Annotated in this window: 11 protein-coding genes; 3 read left to right on the top strand and 8 right to left on the bottom strand. The window is 71.4% G+C overall.

The annotated features are described in order from the left end of the window. The first annotated feature begins 165 nt into the window (after positions 1–165). The 3 genes from ACT17Q_RS16335 to ACT17Q_RS16325 all read left to right on the top strand — a co-directional run bounded on the left by ACT17Q_RS16335 (position 166) and on the right by ACT17Q_RS16325 (position 7,235). The gene (locus ACT17Q_RS16335; RefSeq protein ID WP_444665414.1) at positions 166–3,570 is read left to right on the top strand and encodes a leucine-rich repeat protein; all 3,405 of its coding nucleotides are present in this window, start codon (positions 166–168) and stop codon (positions 3,568–3,570) included. Positions 3,571–3,765: 195 nt separating this feature from the next. Next, positions 3,766–6,276, top strand: coding sequence for a PQQ-dependent sugar dehydrogenase (locus ACT17Q_RS16330; RefSeq protein WP_444663791.1), 2,511 nt, complete (start codon positions 3,766–3,768; stop codon positions 6,274–6,276). A 434-nt stretch (positions 6,277–6,710) separates the two neighbouring features. Next, complete coding sequence (locus tag ACT17Q_RS16325; protein ID WP_444663789.1) at positions 6,711–7,235, top strand: hypothetical protein; 525 nt, start codon at positions 6,711–6,713, stop codon at positions 7,233–7,235. 270 nt (positions 7,236–7,505) lie between these two features. Here ACT17Q_RS16325 and ACT17Q_RS16320 read toward each other — a convergent pair whose 3' ends face one another. The 8 genes from ACT17Q_RS16320 to ACT17Q_RS16285 are packed head-to-tail and all read right to left on the bottom strand — an operon-like array spanning position 7,506 to position 17,366. Beyond that, positions 7,506–8,741: an MFS transporter gene (locus tag ACT17Q_RS16320; protein ID WP_444663787.1), complete on the bottom strand. Its 1,236-nt coding sequence runs from the start codon at positions 8,739–8,741 to the stop codon at positions 7,506–7,508. A gap of 1 nt (position 8,742) precedes the next feature. Continuing rightward, on the bottom strand, positions 8,743–9,666 hold the full coding sequence (locus tag ACT17Q_RS16315) for a hypothetical protein (protein WP_444663785.1): 924 nt from the start codon (positions 9,664–9,666) through the stop codon (positions 8,743–8,745). Further along, positions 9,663–11,456 (bottom strand): asparagine synthase (glutamine-hydrolyzing), encoded by a 1,794-nt coding sequence (gene asnB / locus ACT17Q_RS16310; protein ID WP_444663783.1) that lies wholly within the window; start codon positions 11,454–11,456, stop codon positions 9,663–9,665. The genes ACT17Q_RS16315 and asnB overlap by 4 nt, the downstream gene beginning before the upstream one ends. A gap of 2 nt (positions 11,457–11,458) precedes the next feature. Further along, positions 11,459–12,553, bottom strand: coding sequence for a glutamate-cysteine ligase family protein (locus ACT17Q_RS16305; RefSeq protein ID WP_444663781.1), 1,095 nt, complete (start codon positions 12,551–12,553; stop codon positions 11,459–11,461). Positions 12,554–12,604: 51 nt separating this feature from the next. Then, positions 12,605–13,813 (bottom strand): ATP-grasp domain-containing protein, encoded by a 1,209-nt coding sequence (locus tag ACT17Q_RS16300; RefSeq protein WP_444663779.1) that lies wholly within the window; start codon positions 13,811–13,813, stop codon positions 12,605–12,607. Next, positions 13,813–15,066 (bottom strand): ATP-grasp domain-containing protein, encoded by a 1,254-nt coding sequence (locus ACT17Q_RS16295; RefSeq protein WP_444663777.1) that lies wholly within the window; start codon positions 15,064–15,066, stop codon positions 13,813–13,815. The genes ACT17Q_RS16300 and ACT17Q_RS16295 overlap by 1 nt, the downstream gene beginning before the upstream one ends. Next, positions 15,047–16,120 (bottom strand): LLM class flavin-dependent oxidoreductase, encoded by a 1,074-nt coding sequence (locus tag ACT17Q_RS16290; protein WP_444663776.1) that lies wholly within the window; start codon positions 16,118–16,120, stop codon positions 15,047–15,049. The genes ACT17Q_RS16295 and ACT17Q_RS16290 overlap by 20 nt, the downstream gene beginning before the upstream one ends. Further along, positions 16,113–17,366: an ATP-grasp domain-containing protein gene (locus ACT17Q_RS16285; protein WP_444663774.1), complete on the bottom strand. Its 1,254-nt coding sequence runs from the start codon at positions 17,364–17,366 to the stop codon at positions 16,113–16,115. Before ACT17Q_RS16285 ends, ACT17Q_RS16290 begins: the two co-directional genes overlap by 8 nt. Between the last annotated feature and the right edge of the window lie 50 nt (positions 17,367–17,416).

Below are 17,416 nucleotides of genomic sequence, written 5' to 3'. Positions count from 1 at the left end.
ACGGAGGAACGGGTGCCGCGGATGCGACGCCGAAGGTGCTGTCGCGCCCTGCGCGACCAGCGGTAGGTTCGGCGCAGACGGCGCAGGAAGAGCCTGCCGACCGCCGCGAACATCCCTTTCTAGAGGAGCTGTCGCATGTGCAACGAATCGCGGAGGTGCGGCGTGATGCTCATGATTCGGGCGCTGCGGACTGTTGCCGGGCTGACGGCCGTGGCGCTCGTTGCCAGCGTCCTGGTACTGGTGCCGTCGCCGGCTTCGCCTGCAGCGGCGGTGGAGGCATCGACCGGACCGACCGAGGTCGACGATTCTCGCTGCGCTGATGTCCTTTTCGTCGGCGTGCGTGGATCGGGCGAGAGTCGCACTGAGGACGGTGGCTACGGACCAAAGATGGCGCTCGTGCGAGCCGGGTTCGTCGCCGGGCTCGATGCATCCTTGACCTATAGGTCGATCGCCATCGACTACCCTGCCCTGCCGATTGCGCCCTCGGACGGATTTGACGGTTCGCTGGTCGATGACCTGGCCAGTTACGGGATCGGTATTCCGCCGTCCCCGACTCGCCACTACGCCGATAGCATCCAGCAGGGCACGTTCGCGCTTCTCGATGCATACGCACAGTCGAACCGCAACTGCCCAGACGAGCGGATCGTGCTGGCGGGGTATTCACAAGGGGCGCTGGTGATACACCGCGTCCTGTCGGAGACGACTCTCGGCGCAAAGCTCGCGGCCGTCGTGCTCCTCGCCGATCCCGCTCGGGACACGATTCATGGCAACCCCGCCAGCGGCACCTTCTTCGGTAACGCCGGTGACAGCCTGGGTGTGTGGCTCCAGCCGCTCGGCGGGGTCATCGCCGTGTTCGCGGCCGTACTGGGGCCGCTCCTGGCTGGGACGACGGCGTACTTCGCGACGCGCCCGGCCGCGAGAGGGTATGACCTGTGGGACACCTCGGCCGCGGCGTCCAACCCTCACATGGCGCTCAGCTCGAGCGTCGCGGCGAAGACGATCGAGATGTGCGCTGCAACCGACCTGGTGTGCGACACCCAGCTCGGGTTCGGCGGTGATTGGTACTGGGCTGCGATCGGCACGCACACCCACTACGGCACGGACCAGGCGGTCGACGGGTTCCGGGCGTCCGACGTCAGCAATCTCGGAGTCATCGCTGCTCGGCGCATCCCGAGCAGTCGGTGGCAGTACACCGTAAACGCCGAAGGGCAAGCCACCATCACCGGGACATCTTTGGTCTCCACTGACTTGCAGATCCCTCAGACCGTGGGCGGATATCCCGTCGTCGCGATCGGGGACAGCGCGCTCGCCAACCATGGACTGACCGGCGTCGTGATCCCCCGCGGTGTGATCACGATCGGGGGCAGCGCGTTCTACGGAAATGCGCTCACCAGCGTGAGGATACCCAGTGGTGTGAAGGCCATCGGGGAGTGGGCGTTCGGCAACAACTCGCTGACGAGTGTGGACATCGCTGACGGCGTCACGACGATCGGTGGCGCGGCCTTCTATGGGAACGACTTGACGAGCGTGACGATCCCGAGCAGCGTGGAGACTATCGAAGGCAACGGGTACTACGGCGCGTTCGCCAGAAATGCCTTGACCCACGTGGTCATCCCAGCAGGTGTGCGATCTGTCGGAGACGGCGCGTTCGCGAGCAACGCGCTGAGGGATGTCGTTATCCCCACCACTGTCACAACGCTCGGCGACATGGCGTTCTCGAACAATGCGTTGGTAGACGTCTTCGTCCCGGGAAGCGTGGGGGAGATCGGCGAGAGTGCGTTCGAAGACAACGCCTTGACGAAGGCCGTGATCGGCGATGGTGTCACCGCGATCGGCGCACGTGCCTTCCACGGCAATTCGCTCGTGGACGTGGTTGTACCAGGCAGTGTGATGACAATCGGTTCGTGGGCATTCGGTCAGAACGGTTTGACGAGCGTCACCCTCCGGCCCGGCCTTGCGACGATCGGGGCGGGTGCGTTCGCGATCAACGCACTGACGAGCGTTGTGCTCCCGGACAGCGTGACGAACCTGGGGCCGAGCGCGTTCTACGGGAACTCGCTCACGAACGTAGCGCTACCGGATGGACTTGCGACAATTGGCGACACCGCGTTCTACGGGAACGCGCTGACGGACGTGACCATCCCTGCCGGCGTCACCACGATCGAAGGCGGTGCCTTCGCAGCGAACCAGTTGGCCCACGTGGCGCTCCCGAGCACCCTCGAGACGATCGGTGCGGGAGCCTTCTCGAGCAACCGTTTGACGAATATGGTCATCCCGGACGGCGTAGTAACCGTCGGCGACGGGGCATTTTCAAGCAACATGTTGACGAGCGTCAGGATCCCGGAGGGAATCACGACGATCGAACGTCTGGCGTTCTCCAACAACAGACTGACGAGCGTCGTGATTCCTGGCAGCGTCAAGGCAGTAGGCTACGGCGCCTTTCACTCGAACGAGTTGGAGAGTGTGACCATCACGGCTGGCGTCACGAGCATCGGCATCAGCGCGTTCGAGAGCAACTCTCTGGCGCGGGTAGTGATCCCGGCGAGCGTGAGGAGCGTCGGGGGCAGCGCATTCTTCGCGAATCCGCTGACGAGCGTCGTGATGCTGGGGGATGCTCCGTCCGTCGTCGCGGCCGGCGAGTCGGGCTGGTCGGACGGCGGCGCAGATGCGCTGCCGTACCGCAGTTCGTTCGGCGACGGCGCCGGACTCGTCATCACGTATCCGGCGAGTGCGACCGGCTACGCCACTCCGACGTGGAACGGCTACGAGGCTCGTCCGACGAGCACCTTGCTGCCGATGGAGTCCACCGTTCCGGTCGTCGCCGGAGTTGCCGTTGTGGGCCGGCAGCTGACGGCGAAGCCCGGGACGTGGACGAGCGGTTCGGCCCTGAAGTATCAGTGGTTCGCGGACGGGTCGGCCATCGCTGGCGCGACGGCAGCGACCATTGCGCTGACGTCGGTTCAGCGGGACAAGGAGATCACGGTAGTGGTCACCGGGTCGAAGGCCGGCTACACGACAACCTCGGAGACGTCGCAGGCGACGGGCCGGGTGGCGACGGCCACGACCCCGTCGATCAGCGGGTCCGCGGCGGTTGGCTCCAAGCTCTCCGCCAAGCCGGGTGCTTGGACAAGCGGGATGATTCTGGCGTACCAGTGGTACGCGAGCGGAACTCCGATCGCCGGAGCGACGCGTTCGACATTCGTCCTGGGGTCTGCGCAGAAGGCGAAGTCGATTACGGTCAAGGTGACGGGGCGCAGGTCTGGCTATCCCACGGTGGCGCTCACCTCGAAGCCGACCGCGAAGGTCGCGACCGTCGGGACCCCTTGGATCTCCGGCACCGCGAAGGTCGGCAGGGAGCTGACGGCGAGGACCGGCACCTGGACCAGTGGCACAGTCTTCTCCTTCCAGTGGTACGCGAACGGTCGTGCGATCTCTGGAGCAACGCGGCCGACGTGGAAGCTCAAGCCCGCACAGGTCGGCAAACGGATCACCGTCATGGTCACGGGTAAGAAGACGGGCTTTGCCACGGTGTCGGCGAAGTCGGCGCAGACCGCACCAGTCTCGCCGTAGTGCCAGCTGCGGTCGCCGCGCGCCCCCCGCTCGGGAGGCAACGAGTGCTGATCCGAGAGGAACGTCCTGAGACGTCGACGCCATCGACGGGTTGACCACCGCCGCCTTGGAGCCGGCGTACCGGGCGGCGTTGCGCTCCGGGTGCCACGGGTGGAGGGTGGCGGCCTGACGTGTCGACGAGGACGGGGGCCCTCGATGAGCATCGTGCGCACGCTCGCAGCGGTGGCGGCGGGGGCCGTGGTGGCCGCCGGTCTGACCGTGGCCGGGTCGCCACCCGCGACCGCCGCGGTCCCGGCGGGGTTCACCGACTCGCTCGTCGCGAGCGTGCCGAACCCGTCCGCGATCGCGTTCACGGCCGACGGTCGGATGCTCGTGACGCAGCAGTCGGGGCGTCTGCGGGTCCGCACGGCGGCGGGCACCTTGCTGTCGACGCCTGCGCTGGACCTGTCGAGCCGCATCTGCACGAACTCGGAGCGCGGTCTGCTGGGCGTGGCGACCGACCCGGACCTGGCGACGCGCGCGATCTACCTGTTCTACACGGTGCGCACGGGCACCTCGTGCCCGACGAGCCAGGGTGGGACGCCTGCGGGTGCGCCGGTGAACCGGGTGTCGCGGTTCGTGCTCGGCGACGACAACGTGGTCGACCCCGCGAGCGAGACCGTGCTGCTCGACGGGATCGCGTCGCCGGCGGGTAACCACAACGCGGGCGACGTGCACGTCGGCAAGGACGGGTACCTATACGTCTCGACGGGTGACGGGGGCTGCGACTACAAGGGCGACAGCGGCTGCGGCGGCAACAACGACGCGTCGCGTGACCGCAACGTGCTGAACGGCAAGATCCTGCGTGTCGACCGGACCACGGGCGCACCCGCTCCGGGCAACCCGTTCCTCGGCTCGGGGACGGCGAGCTGTCGCCTCGCTCCGGCGGCTTCGGGGACGGTCTGCCGCGAGACGTTCGCGTGGGGTCTGCGCAACCCGTTCCGGTTCGCGTTCGACCCCAACGCGAGCGGCACGGTGTCCCGCATCAACGACGTGGGGCAGAACGTGTGGGAGGAGATCGACCAGGGCACGGCGGGTGCGGACTACGGCTGGCCGGTGCGTGAGGGGCACTGCGCGCAGACGGGTTCGGCGACGAGCTGTGGTGGCGCGCTGCCGGCCGGGATGACGAACCCGATCCACGACTACGGCCGCAGCACGGGCTGCGGGTCGATCACGGGCAGCGCGTTCGTCCCCGACGGTATCTGGCCGGCGGCGTACGAGGACGGGTACCTGTTCTCGGACTACAACTGCGGCAAGCTCATGATGCTCAGGGGCGGGACGCGCACGGACGTCTCGACGGGTCTCGGTGCGGCGGTGCACCTGGAGTTCGGGCCGTGGTCCGGCAGCCAGGCGCTGTACTACACGACGTACGCGAACGGCGGCGAGGTCCGTCGGCTCGCCTACACGGGCACGGCCAACCGCGCGCCGACGGCGGCGCTGACGGCGTCCCCGACGAGCGGCGCGGCGCCCCTGACCACGACTCTCGACGGGCGCGGCAGCAGCGACCCGGACGGCGGCACCCTGACGTACCTGTGGGAGTTCGGCGACGGGACGGCCGACGCGACGACGACGAGCCCGACGGTCCAGCACACGTACGCGGCGGGCACGTGGACCGCGACGCTGCGGGTGCGGGACCCGCAGGGGGCGACGTCGGCCGCGGTGACGACCCGGATCAGCTCGGGCAACACCGCGCCGAGCGCGCAGATCACGTCCCCGGCCGCGGGGGCGACGTTCGTCGTCGGGCAGGCGTACACGCTGGCCGGGTCGGCGACCGACGCGCAGGACGGCACGCTGTCCGGCTCGCGCCTGTCGTGGACGGTCGTGCGCGTGCACGACCAGCACACGCATCCGTTCCTCGGGCCGGTGACGGGGACGTCGGTGGCGTTCGAGGCGCCGGGACCGGAGGACCTGGCCGCCGCCGCGAACAGCCATCTGCGCATCACATTGACCGCGACGGACTCGCAGGGCGCGACGACGACCGTGACGCGCGACTTCCTGCCGCGGAAGGTCGACGTGACGCTCGCGACCTCGCCCACCGGTCGCACCCTCACGGTCAACGGCCAGACGGTCACGGGTCCGACGACCGTGACCTCGTGGGCGGGCTTCGACCTGCAGCTCGCGGTGCCGTCGCAGCGTGACGCGCAGGGTCGCACGTACGAGCTCGACCGGTGGTCGGACGGCTCGACGGCGGCGAGCCGGACCTGGCGCACCCCGACCGCGGCGACGACGCTGACGGCGACGCTCGGGCTGCGCGGGCTGCGCGCGGTCTACTACGACAACAGCGACCTCACGGGCACCACGGTCTCGCGCATCGACCCGGGCATCGCGTTCGACTGGGGACTCGCGGCGCCGGTGAGCGGCATCGGGGCGGACACCTTCTCCGTGCGCTGGAGCGGGTCGGTCGTGCCGCGGTACTCGCAGACGTACACGTTCGCGACGACGTCCGACGACGGTGTGCGGCTGTGGGTCGACGGCCGGCTGGTGATCGACGCGTGGACGAAGCACGCCCGGCGGGTCGACACCGGGACCGTCACGCTCACCGCGGGACAGGCGGTGCCGATCGTCGTGGAGTACTTCGACGGTACGCGGCACGCGGTCGCGGAGCTCCGCTGGTCGAGCGCGTCACAGACGTCGCAGATCGTCCCGACCACCCGCCTGCGCCCGTAGCGACCGACGTCCCGACGACCGTCGACCGCTCGCGCCCGCCGCGGTCGCACGGCCCAGGGACATCCTCTGCGCGCACCGGTCGTGCGCCCACGACGGTCGGCTGGTCGGCGGACGCGTGCACCGGACCCGGCGCTGTGCCGGCGGAGGCGTTCGCCTTCTACGAGAGCACCGGCGACCCGTTCGGCCGACAGCAGGACTGGGGTCACGTCGGCCTCGGCCTCGGCGTCGGTGACGGGCAGGTCATCCACGCGTGGGACCGGGTCCGGGTCGACCACTACTTGGAGGTGGCGCGCGCAGTCGGCCCGGTTCGGAGGGCGGTCCAGACAATACCTTGGGCGGCAAGCCTTGACGGGTATCGCCGGATGCAGCAAGATAGATGCGTCACCCAGACCGGACGGGTATAGAACAAGCATCTCAACTATCGGAGGATCACCATGCTGCACATCACTCTCGGCGACCGACGCGACGTCGACCCGGATGCCGACGAGCTCGGACGTGACCACGTCGGCTATGCACCCGGAATGTCTGAGGGCGAGATGTACACCGCGAACCGGGGCTGCTGGGTCCTTGGCGAGCGTGCCGACAGCGAGCGGTACGTCCTGTTCAGCCACAAGGGCATCGTGCAGATGGCCGTCGCCATCGACCGCATAGAGGAGACGTCAAGCAACCGCCGCGCGATCGTCGGTGAGGTGCTCCAACCCGGCCACCGGGTGTACGACATCTACGTCGGCGGGCCGGCGCCGGTGCACGGGGTGCGCAACCCCGTCACCTACGTCGACGACCCGAGGTTCGACCGCAAGCAGTGCGCCTGCGGCTGTGGCGAGGAGGTCACCCGCGGCGACTGGGTGCCCGGGCACGACCAGCGCGCCCTGCACAAGCGCATCGCTCAGATCGGCACGGTCAAGCAGTTCATCGAGTGGTTCGACGCGCACGCGCCCGCTGCGGCCCAGAGCAGGTAGTGGGCTGCCCGAACGGCACCGGCGCCGCCGAGCCGCGCGCAGGACGTCGTCGCAGCGACCGCACGGAGCAGGTGCCCGGACATGCACGTGTGTCGACGAGCCGCACATTCGCCGACACAGCCCGACGCTCACCGAGATCGATCGGTTCCGGGGCGGCTGCGCGCGCAGCGTCCCGCGAGCCCTGGCCAAGGCCGACGAGGCGTCGGTCCAGGTCTTCTGGGCCATGACGTTGGTGACGCCTGCGTGGAGGCGCGTGGCCGGAGAGGACGCCTACGACTGGACGAGAGCGACCCGCCGCGAGCGTTCCAGTGTCGACACCACCGCAGGCGTCACGAGGGCGAGCAGGCAGAAGGCGGCGGCGAGGACCACGAACCCCGTTGCTCCACGTGCGACGGCGAGCCCGACGACCAGCGGGCCGAGGGCCTTCACGACGGCGTCGTTGGTGAGGTGCCAGGCGGCCTGGTACTTGCCGAGCAGCCGGTCGTCCGCGAACTCGTACGAGAGGGTCCACCCCGCGGCCGACTGCCACATCTCGGAGACCGTGATCACGACCGTGGCTACGACGAATGGCAGCCACACCACCCAGCCCGTCAACGCTCCGGAGAAGGCCAGCAGGAGGCAGAAGGCGCCCGCGAGCAGCCCCGCCGAGCGCAGGCTCGTCGCCGACCCGTGCACGGTGGACGACGCCCTGCTGAACCGCACCTGCAGCAGGACGACGAGCACGGTGTTGATCGCGTAGGACGCGGACACCGCCCAGTTCGGCAAGTCGGACGCGAACACCACCCAGAAGGAGATGCCGAGGCTGGCCGCGACTCCGTTGAGGGAGCACGCGGCGTTGAGCAGCGCCAGCAGCACGAACCGCCAGTCACGCAGGACGGCGGAGCGGTTGCCCGGGCTGTCGTCCGCGCGGCGCGGTCCCGGGCGGAAGGTGCCGCGCAGCCGCGCCGTCGCCAGTGCGCCGAACCCGAAGGTCGCGGCGTCCAGGCACATCACGGCCACGAGAGCCTCGGTCGAGCCGATCGCCACGGCCGCCGCGGACAGCACGGTGCCCGCGCCGAACCCGACGTTCGTCACCGCCCGCTGGTAGGCACGCAGGGCGACGCGGTCCTCCGCGTCTCCCATGCGGCCCATGACCGTGGCACGGGCGACGGTGTTCGCGGTGACGGACAGTTGCCGGACCGTCAGGGCGACGATGATCCAGACGGTCCCCGGCGCGGCCAGCAGGACGAGCACGGCGAGCGCGCAGACGAGCTCGGTGACGACCGCGACGCTCTTCGGCCCTGACCTGTCGATGAGCACGCCCACGGGTGCGGCACCGAGGATCCCCATGAGCCCGGCGGCGGCCAGGACGGAGGCGGCGAGCGCCAGCGACAGCCCTTTGACGTCCGCCAGGAACACCACGAGCGTGGCGAGGCTCGCCCCCGTGCCCATCATGTTGACGAGGTTGCCGAGCGCCAGCCAGCGGCGGTTGTGGTCCTGCGGCAGCAGCGCGCTGATACCCGGCACGTCAGGCTCCTCGGACGGTGCGGTCGCTGACGACGACGACGTGGTCGTCGCCGACGGTCTCGCAGCGGACGGTGGTGGTGCCGCGCGGGCTGGCGATGCGCACCGCAGGGTCGCCTGCGCCCCAGCGGTCCATGAACGCAGCGGACGCGACGAGTCCTGTGAGCGCGAGCGCGGGGTGCCAGTCGTCGACGGAGACGGCGCGGACGAACAGCTCGGTGGGGGAGATGCGCAGCGCCACGGCGGGCTTGGGCAGCACGAACGACCGGGACACGCCGAGCGCCGGTGCGAGCCACCGGCGCACCTCGAGGAGCGGGAGCCGGACCTCGTTGCCGGCGGCGAACAGCGCCTCGGGTGTGGAGATGCCGAGCTGGGCGGCGTCGACGAACGCGTACGGGTTGCCGCAGTCGACCACGACAGCCGACAGGTCGCCGGCGCGGACGGGGTGCCGCCCGAGCGGATGCGCCGCGGCGGGGTCGACGGGGAAGCGGACCGACGCGGTGTAGCCGTCGACTCCGAGCTCCCGCAGGGTGCACGTGACGACACGTCGACGTCCCGAGCGGCCCGTCGACAGGCGCACGGTCACCGGCCCCGGGCGGCGCTGCGCACGCAGCAGCTGGGCCGACGCGGCCAGCATCGAGTGGCCGCACTCGGCGGTGAGGTCCAGCCACGCGTGCCCGTCGGCGCGGACGAGCTCGACGAACGTGTAGTGGGCGTCGAAGGCGTCGCCGTCGTCGGCGGGCTCGACGAGCGCGAGCTTGCGCACGGACGCCGGGCTGGACGCGGCGACGGCCTCCAGCACGGCCACCGGGTCCGGGACACGCGACTGCGCGAGCACGACCGTGGTCGGTGCCGCCGCGCCCTCGATCGTCCAGCGGGACACCTGCAGACCGACCTCGCACACCTCACCGTCGAGGGTCCTGGTCATGCCGCCACCCCCGTCTGCCACAGCACCAGCACGAGCAGCGCCCACACGGCGTGCGCGAGCGGCTCCGTCCGCTTCGTCTCGAAGTCCGCGACCGTCGCCTCGACCCGCTCGGGTGCGAACCACGGCCCGGACGACGGGTCGGTGAGCACCTCGCGGACCCACGACAATGTCGCGTCGTCGCTGAGCTGCTCCGACAGGCGGAACGTGAACGGCTGCTTGGGCCGTGCGGCGATCGACGCCGGCACCCATCGCTCGCGCAGAGCCGTGACGGTGAGGGCCACCTTGCTGCGGTCACCCGCGAACATCTGCGCGGGCTCGAGGGACGCGCAGAGCGCCGCGACCGCGGGGCGGCAGAACGGCACCCGCGCCTCGACGCCGTGCGCCGCGCTGAGGTGGTCGACCCGCATCAGGTGGTACGCGGGCATGCGGTGGCGCTGCTCGAACTCGAGCGCGCGTCGCAGGCGGCCCGCGCGCGAGCGTGAGGGCGCCCCCTCGGCGTCGGGCGTGAGGGCGTCCGGTCGTCGGGCGTGACGCACCTCGTCGCGCACGTCGTCGCGCCACATGCCGTCCAGCCAACCGCCCGGCACCCCGGCCAGCGCGTCGACGTACGCAGCCAGATCGCCCGTCGCGCCCAGGGCGCGCAGCCGGTCGTAGCCGCCGAAGAACTCGTCGCTCCCGTCGCCGGTGAGGATCACGGGCAGCCCCTGCTCGCGCACCGACTCGAACAGCAGGTAGGTGCTGAGGGAGATGGGGTCGGAGTTGGGTTGCCCCAGGGCGGCGACCACATCCGGGAGCCGCTTGACGATGTCGGGCGACCCGACGCGCACCACGTGGGTGTGCGCATCGACGTACCGCGCGACCTCACGAGCGTGCGGCAGCTCGTCGAACGCGCTGTGCTCGGCTGGCGCCACCGTGAAGGCCTGCAAGGGCGACGGCCGGCGCCGGTGCGCGGCCGCCAGCCTCGCGACGATCCCGGAGTCGAGCCCGCCCGAGACCATGACCCCGAAGTCGACGTCCAGCGGGACCATCGACGCGACCACGTCGTCGAACAGCGTCGGCAGGTCCGTGGCGTCGACGGCGTGGTCCCACGTGTCGGTCGGGCCGACCTCGCAGACCAGTCGTGCACCTCGGTCGGCCTCCCACACGAGCGTGCCGCCGGGCGGCAGGCTCAGCACGCCCGCCGCGATCGTCGGGTCACCCAGCGCCCCGTCGTCGCGCTGCGCGCCGAACACGGCCTTCATGCGGAAGTACCGCTCGAGCGAGTCCAGGTCGATCCGCACCGGCTGGTCGCGCAGCCGCAGCAGCGGTCCGATCTCCGACGCGAAGCCGAGCTGTGGCCCGTCGGCGAAGAGGAACAGCGGCTTGATGCCCATCGGGTCGCGCGCCAGGACGAGCCGCCCGCTGGGCTCGTGCAGGGCGGCGAACGCGAACATCCCGTCGAGCATCCCGGTGGCGGCGGGGCCGTGCTGCGCGAGCAGATGCGGGAGAAGCTCGCCGTCGCACCCGGTGCGCAGGCTCCGGCCCTGGTCGGCGAGGCGTGCCCGCAGCGCGTCGACGTTGTAGATCTCACCGTTGAAGACGACGGTCCAGCCATGGGCGGAGAACGGCTGCCAGCCGCCGTCAGGGTCGCTGATGGCGAGCCGCGTCGACCCGAGGAGGACGCCGTCGCGGGCGAGCACCGCGTCGCCGTCGGGCCCGCCGTGCGTGAGCGCGGCGCACAGCTGCGACCCGATCGACACGAGCTCGTCCCGGCGACGTGCGGTCCCGACCAGTCCGAAGATGCGGCACATCGCTACTCGCCCTCGCGCAACGACCGGTGGGCGTCCAGGAACTCCGGCCAGGAGCCGGTGCTCTGCCACGTCACGAGCGTCGAGTCGGCGGGGACCCGGCGGTCGCGAGCCATCGCGCGCAGGAGCGCGATGTCGGACGCATCGATCGCGAGCCCGGCGAGCCCGGCCTCCGCGCGGTCGAGCAGCTCGTCGACGAGCGCGCCCGCGGGCACCGCGTCGAAGTGCCGGTCGACGAACGTCGCGCCGTACCCGTGCAGGGCGGCCGCGCGCATGTTGTGGTCGGTCACGGACTCGAGCTGGGGCTCGAGCGGCGCGGGGTTCAGCATGAGACCCGCGCTGACCGACGAGTAGGCGCGGATGAGGTCGAGGCGCGGCGTGACGTCGAAGCACGTCACCTCCTTGCGGTGGTGCTGGTCGTCGCGGAAGTACAGCGGCCGGCGGGTGAAGCTGCGGCGGTACGAGCGCTCCGAGACGCCGCGAACCCCGTCGTGCACCCACGGACCGTCGCCGCGCACGGGTGTGTTGGCGCTGAGCAGGACGAGCGCGGGCCCGAACCGCTCGAAGCTCGCGAGGACCGCGTCCCGGTCGAGCCGGGCCTCGACCTCGTCGGGGAAGCTGACGTTGACGTGGATGCCCCACGTGGTCATCGCGGTCTCGGCGGCGGCCCACCCCTCGAGCGTGCGGCCGCCACGGGTGCCCCGGTACTCCTGCTCGGTGGCGTGCGCGCCGTACACCGCGCCGAACAGGCCGATGTTGCTCAGGTGCTTCTGCACGTCCTCGTACTGGTCCACGAGCCACGACTGCTGTGCGGTGACGTCCGTGGCGATCGGGGTGGAGATCTCGATGCCCTTGACGTCGAGCCCGGTGAACGTGCCGTCGTCGTCGACGAGGTCGTACCCCTCGAGGTAGGTGCTGCGCTGGGACGAACCCGGGTACTTCACAGCCATGTAGTCGTTGACGGCTGCCCCGGTCTCGGCGATGACCGCCTTGAGCGTCTCGAAGTCCAGGTCGTGGTGGTGCAGCGGCCGCGCGTCGGCGGACCTGGCGAGCTGGAACTCGAGCTCGATGCCGAACCGGAACTGCTCGGAGTCGTACACGGCTGTGCCCCCTGTGTGTGGTTACCTACGTGCTCGGACGTGCGCGGCGTGTCAGGCCGTGGTCGAACGGACGAACCAGTCGTTGAAGTCGTCCAGTCGGCTCCGCACCTCGTCGCGGGACCGTCCGACGGCCGTGGCGGACACCACGAGCTCGGGGTGCGCGACGTTCATGGTGTCGCCGCCGGCCAGCGGGACCGTCGTCTCGTAGTCGGCGACCCCCGGTAGCGGGCACGTCGCGGGCGCGGCCGTCCGCCCGTCCGGGGTGCCGTACACGAGCAGGAAGCCGCCTGCGGGTGCGAGCGGAGGCGGCAGCGCCACGGCGGCCCGCGGCTCGACGGTGCACCGGGCCGTGAGCTCGGCCAGGTCGACGCCGTGGATGCGCCGCAGCGCCGGCTGGATCCGCGCGCCGCCGATCCGCGACGCGGCCTCGTTGAGCAGCAGACCGTGGTCGGTCGCGAAGAACTCGACGTGGAACGCCGTGACCGGCGGTGCGCCGAGTGCGAGCAGCGCCTGCCGGGTGAGGTCGCGAAGGTCCGCACGGCGCGGGTCGCGGGCGTCCAGCGTGAGCGCGACGGTCGGTGCGCTCGCGTCCTGGTGCGACGCCAGGAGCGTCTGCGACCACTGCCATGCCTCGAAGAACCGCAGCTCCCCGTCGACGACCACGCCGTCGGTGTGCAGGAGCTCGTGCTCGACGTACTGCTCCGCGAGGTACGCCGTGGGGTCGTCGAGCGCGGTGGTGACGCGCGCGAGCTCGGACGCGTCCCGCACGACGACGACGCCCTGCGAGTCGGCGCCGTGCCTCGGCTTGACGATCAGCGGGTACCCGAGCCGTGCGACCTCGTCGTCCGACGAGCCCAGCGGGGCGAACGGTACGACGGGGATGCCGGCCGTCTGCGCCCGACGCTTCATCGCGAGCTTGTCGCGGAAGAGCTCCGCGGAGGCCACGTCCTGCCCGGCGAGGCCGAACTCGGTGCGCAGCCGGGCGGCCCGCAGCACGTCGTACTCCGAGAACGCGATGACGGTGTCGATCCCGTGCCGCGCGATGAGGTCGCGCGCCGCGGGGAGCACGGTCGCGTCGTCGAGGTAGTCGTCCACCTCGACGATCTGCGCGTACCCCGCTTCGATCGCGTCCCGGTCGGGCGCACGGCGGTACGTCCTGGCGCTGTCGTTCACGAGGTACAGCTCGGCTGCGTCACCGATCCAGCGGTGGAAGGCCGCCGAGGCGAGCCGGTAACGGTTGAGGACCAGGACGCGCCTCATCACGAGGCTCCCGCCGCGACCTCGTCGTGCTCGAGCCGGATCCGCAGGGCGTCCTGCAGGTCGTCCAAGGTCCGGTGTGCCTCCGCGGCGGTCGGTCCCCACGCGGCGACGAGGGCGCGGTTCTCGTTACCGTTCGACATCGGGCGCAGGTCGTCACCCGGAGCGACGAACGCCCGGAAGGCGACGAGCCTGTCCTGGAGCTCGGGCGGGACCCGTCCGACGTCGACGGACCGCACCGTTCCGACCTCGTCGGTGTACGTGCGGAAGCACGCGACGGCGTCGCGCGTGGGCCGCAGGTCGGGGGCGTCGCCGTGCAGCACGCGCAGCCACGCCGCGTACAGGTCGATGCCGGTGGACGCGCGCACCAGGTCCGCGAGGAACAGCCCGCCGACGCGCCCGTTGACCTCGACGATCTGCGGACCGCTGCTCGTGAGCCGCACCTCCGTGTGCGACGGTCCGTCGATGAGGCCCGTGGCGAGCACGGCAGCGGCCGCGGTCGCGGTGATCGCGTCGCGTGCCGCGGCGTCGAGGTCGGCCGGCATCTGCGCCTCGGTCTCGAGCACGCCGGTGCGTCCGCCGATGCCCTTGTCGGTCACCGCGACCGTGCGGACGTCGCCCCGCACCACCATCGCCTCGACGCTGAACTCCGGACCGTCGAGGTACGCCTCGACGATCGCCGCGCCGCGCCACGACTCCGCCACGGCGGCGTCGACGGCCGCCGCGAGCCCCGCCTCGTCGCGCGCCACGGTCACGGCGCAGCTCGCCGCCCGGTCGGCGGGCTTCACGACGGCCGGCAGGCCCACGGCGAGCGCCGCGGCGTGCGCCTCCTGGGGCGAGATGCACACCACCCAGCGCGGCTGCGGCACGCCCGCGGCGTCGAGCGCGACCCGCTGGGCGTGCTTGTCCGAGCACGCGACGCCCGACGCCTCGGTGTGGCCGCGCAGTCCCCACCGCTCGTTGAGCCGCCCGACGAGCGGGAGCAGGTAGTCGTAGTGCGTGATGATCGCCGTGAACGGGTGGACGCGGTGCACGTCGTCGAGGAGCGACTCGATCTCGGCCGTGCTCCCGCCGCGCACTGCCGTGGGCAGCACGGGCAGTGGGACGAACCGGTCCGCGAACCCGACGTAGTCGTTGCCGGGATGGTCCGCGGCGACGACCGTCGCGCCTGAGCGCAGCAGCGTGACGAGGGAAGCCTCGCGCTCCTTGGCGGGACGAAGGAGCAGGACGGTGGCGTCAAGGGCCGACGTGCTCATCGCTCTCCCTGGTGGGTGTGAGGAAGGGGGCCACGGTGGTGCTGATCAGCTCGAGAGACTCGAGGGCCTCATCGACGGGCTGTCCGGCCCAGTGGACGCGCAGGATCAGGTCGGTCGCCGCCGTGCGGTCGACCCAGTCCTGCAGGACGGCCCGGCAGTGGTCCGGGTCGCCGACGACGAACCGGTCGTGGGCGAGCTCGTCGAACGGGGACGAGAAGCCGTCGCCCGGCGGCTGCACGGCGTCCTGGCCCCAGGCCGTGTAGGTCGCGTACTTGCGCGCCAGGTGCCGCGACGCGCGGGACACCGCGACGGACGTGGTCGGTGCGCAGACGACCTCCCGCATCAGCGGGGTGCGCGCTGCAGGTGGCAGCCCGGCGCGCTGTCGCTCGCGCCGGTACAGCACCTGCTGCTGCTGGATCGTCGAGATGCGGGAGTGCGGGTTGATCAACCAGGCGTCCCCGAGCCGAGCGGCGCGGGCCACGGCGGCGTCGGCGTTGCCGGCCACCCAGACCGGCGGGCGCGGTCGCTGGAGCGGCAGCAGGGCGAGCCGCTCGTCGCGCAGCGTGCACCAGTCCGTCGTGAGGCTCACGGACTCGCCGGTCCAGAGCCGCGTGAGGCAGTCCAGGTTGGTGGTCAGCCGTGCGGACCTCGCCGCGCGCGTGACCCCGAACGCCTCCAGTTCGACGTCCCGATAGCCGAGGCCGACCCCGAGCACGAGCCGGCCACCGGACAGCACGTCGATCGTGCCGTACGCCTCGGCCAGGTCGACGGGGTTGCCCAGCGCGAGCAGCGACACGCCCACGCCCAGCTCCATCGCGCCGGTCGTCCCGATGAGGGACGCGAGCAACGGCACGGGGTGCAGGTGTGCCGTGTCCCCGCCGAGGTAGTGCTGGGAGACGAACACCGAGGCCCATCCAGCGTCCCGGGCCGCCGCGACGAGCGCGGCGCAGTCCCGCACGGCGCGCGCCGGGTCCTGCGCCGCGCCGTACTGGACCGTGAGGTTGAGGCCGAGCCGCACGGAGCGACCGTCCGCCGCCGTGACGAGGTCAGACATACGTCGCGGTCTGCGGACGGACGGAGATCGCCACTCCGAGCCGGTCGACCGCGGTGCGAGCGCTGCGGGCGGCGTCCTCGTGGTCGGGGGCGACCGCGACCGCGTGCGCGCTCCGGTCGCCGTAGTGCTCGAAGGCGCGCAGCGTGGACCCGGGCTCGACGGTCCACCGGACGTCCACGACGCCGTCGACGGCGCGTGCCTCGTCCGTGCCGAGCACGTCGAGCACGTCGCCGCCCGCCGGGAAGCGGGCGTACCAGATCGCGGCGGCGGTCCTGGCGGCGGGGGCGTCGCGCAGCGCGGGCAGGACGCGCTGCCCTGCGGCCTGGCGGACGACGACGTCGATGAGGTCGACACCGAGCGCGCGCTCGACGAGCGACTGGATCTCGTCCCCCGAGACCCGCAGCTGTGACTCGATGACGGTGGGGCCGTCGTCGGTCCAGACGAGCTCGGTGCACGTCGGCCCGAACCGGACCCCGAGCGCGTCGAGGAGCTCGGTGAGGTACGCCTCGAGGGAGACGCGCTCGACGTCGGGGAGCACCACGGGCAGGGAGTGCCCGACCTCGACGAGCGTGCCGGGGTCGCTGTACTTCTTCGTCAGGGCCACGACGTGGTGCGCGCCGTCCTCCGACATCGTCTCGACGCTGAACTGCGGACCCGTCATGAACCGTTCGGCCATGAAGACGGGCTCCGCGGCCGCCACGTGCAGGTGCTGCGCGCCCCGGTCGAGGACTCCGGCCACGTCGTCCGGTCCGTCGAGACGAGCGACGCCGAGGCTCCCGGTCGCGCGGACGGGCTTGACGACGATCGGCCAGCCGACTCGCTCGGCGAACGCGCGGACGTCGTCCTCCGACTCGACCTGCGTGGCGGGGACGGACCGGACGCCCGCGTCCTGGAGGCGGGCCCGCATCCGGTACTTGTCATGCACCGTCGCGGCGACCTCGAGCGGGTGCCAGGGAAGGCCTAGCCGCTCGGCGATCCGGGCGGTGTGCACCATGAGGCTGTCGACGAGGCACACGAGGCCCGTGACCGGCAGCGAGCGGTCGATCTCGGCGGCCGCGTCGATCCACGCCTCCTTGTCCGGCGTGCAGACGACGAACTGGTGGTCGCGCTGCGGCCGCAGGCGGGCGAGCGACGACGGGACGCAGATGACGCTCGAGGCGACGCCGAGCCGTTGCAGCGCACGGCGGACGTTGTCGTAGTAGGCGCCCGTCCCGACGAGCAGGACGTGGCCCGGCGTCTGCGTCATCACCACGTCCCCGCGGCCCGCGGGCACGTGCCGAACCGCGTCGAAGGGCG

The sequence above is a fragment of the Cellulomonas sp. CW35 genome (assembly GCF_052378485.1).
Taxonomy (GTDB): domain Bacteria; phylum Actinomycetota; class Actinomycetes; order Actinomycetales; family Cellulomonadaceae; genus Cellulomonas; species Cellulomonas uda.
Note: the sequence above shows the minus strand (reverse complement) of the source record. Positions and strands in the feature narration are given on the sequence as shown.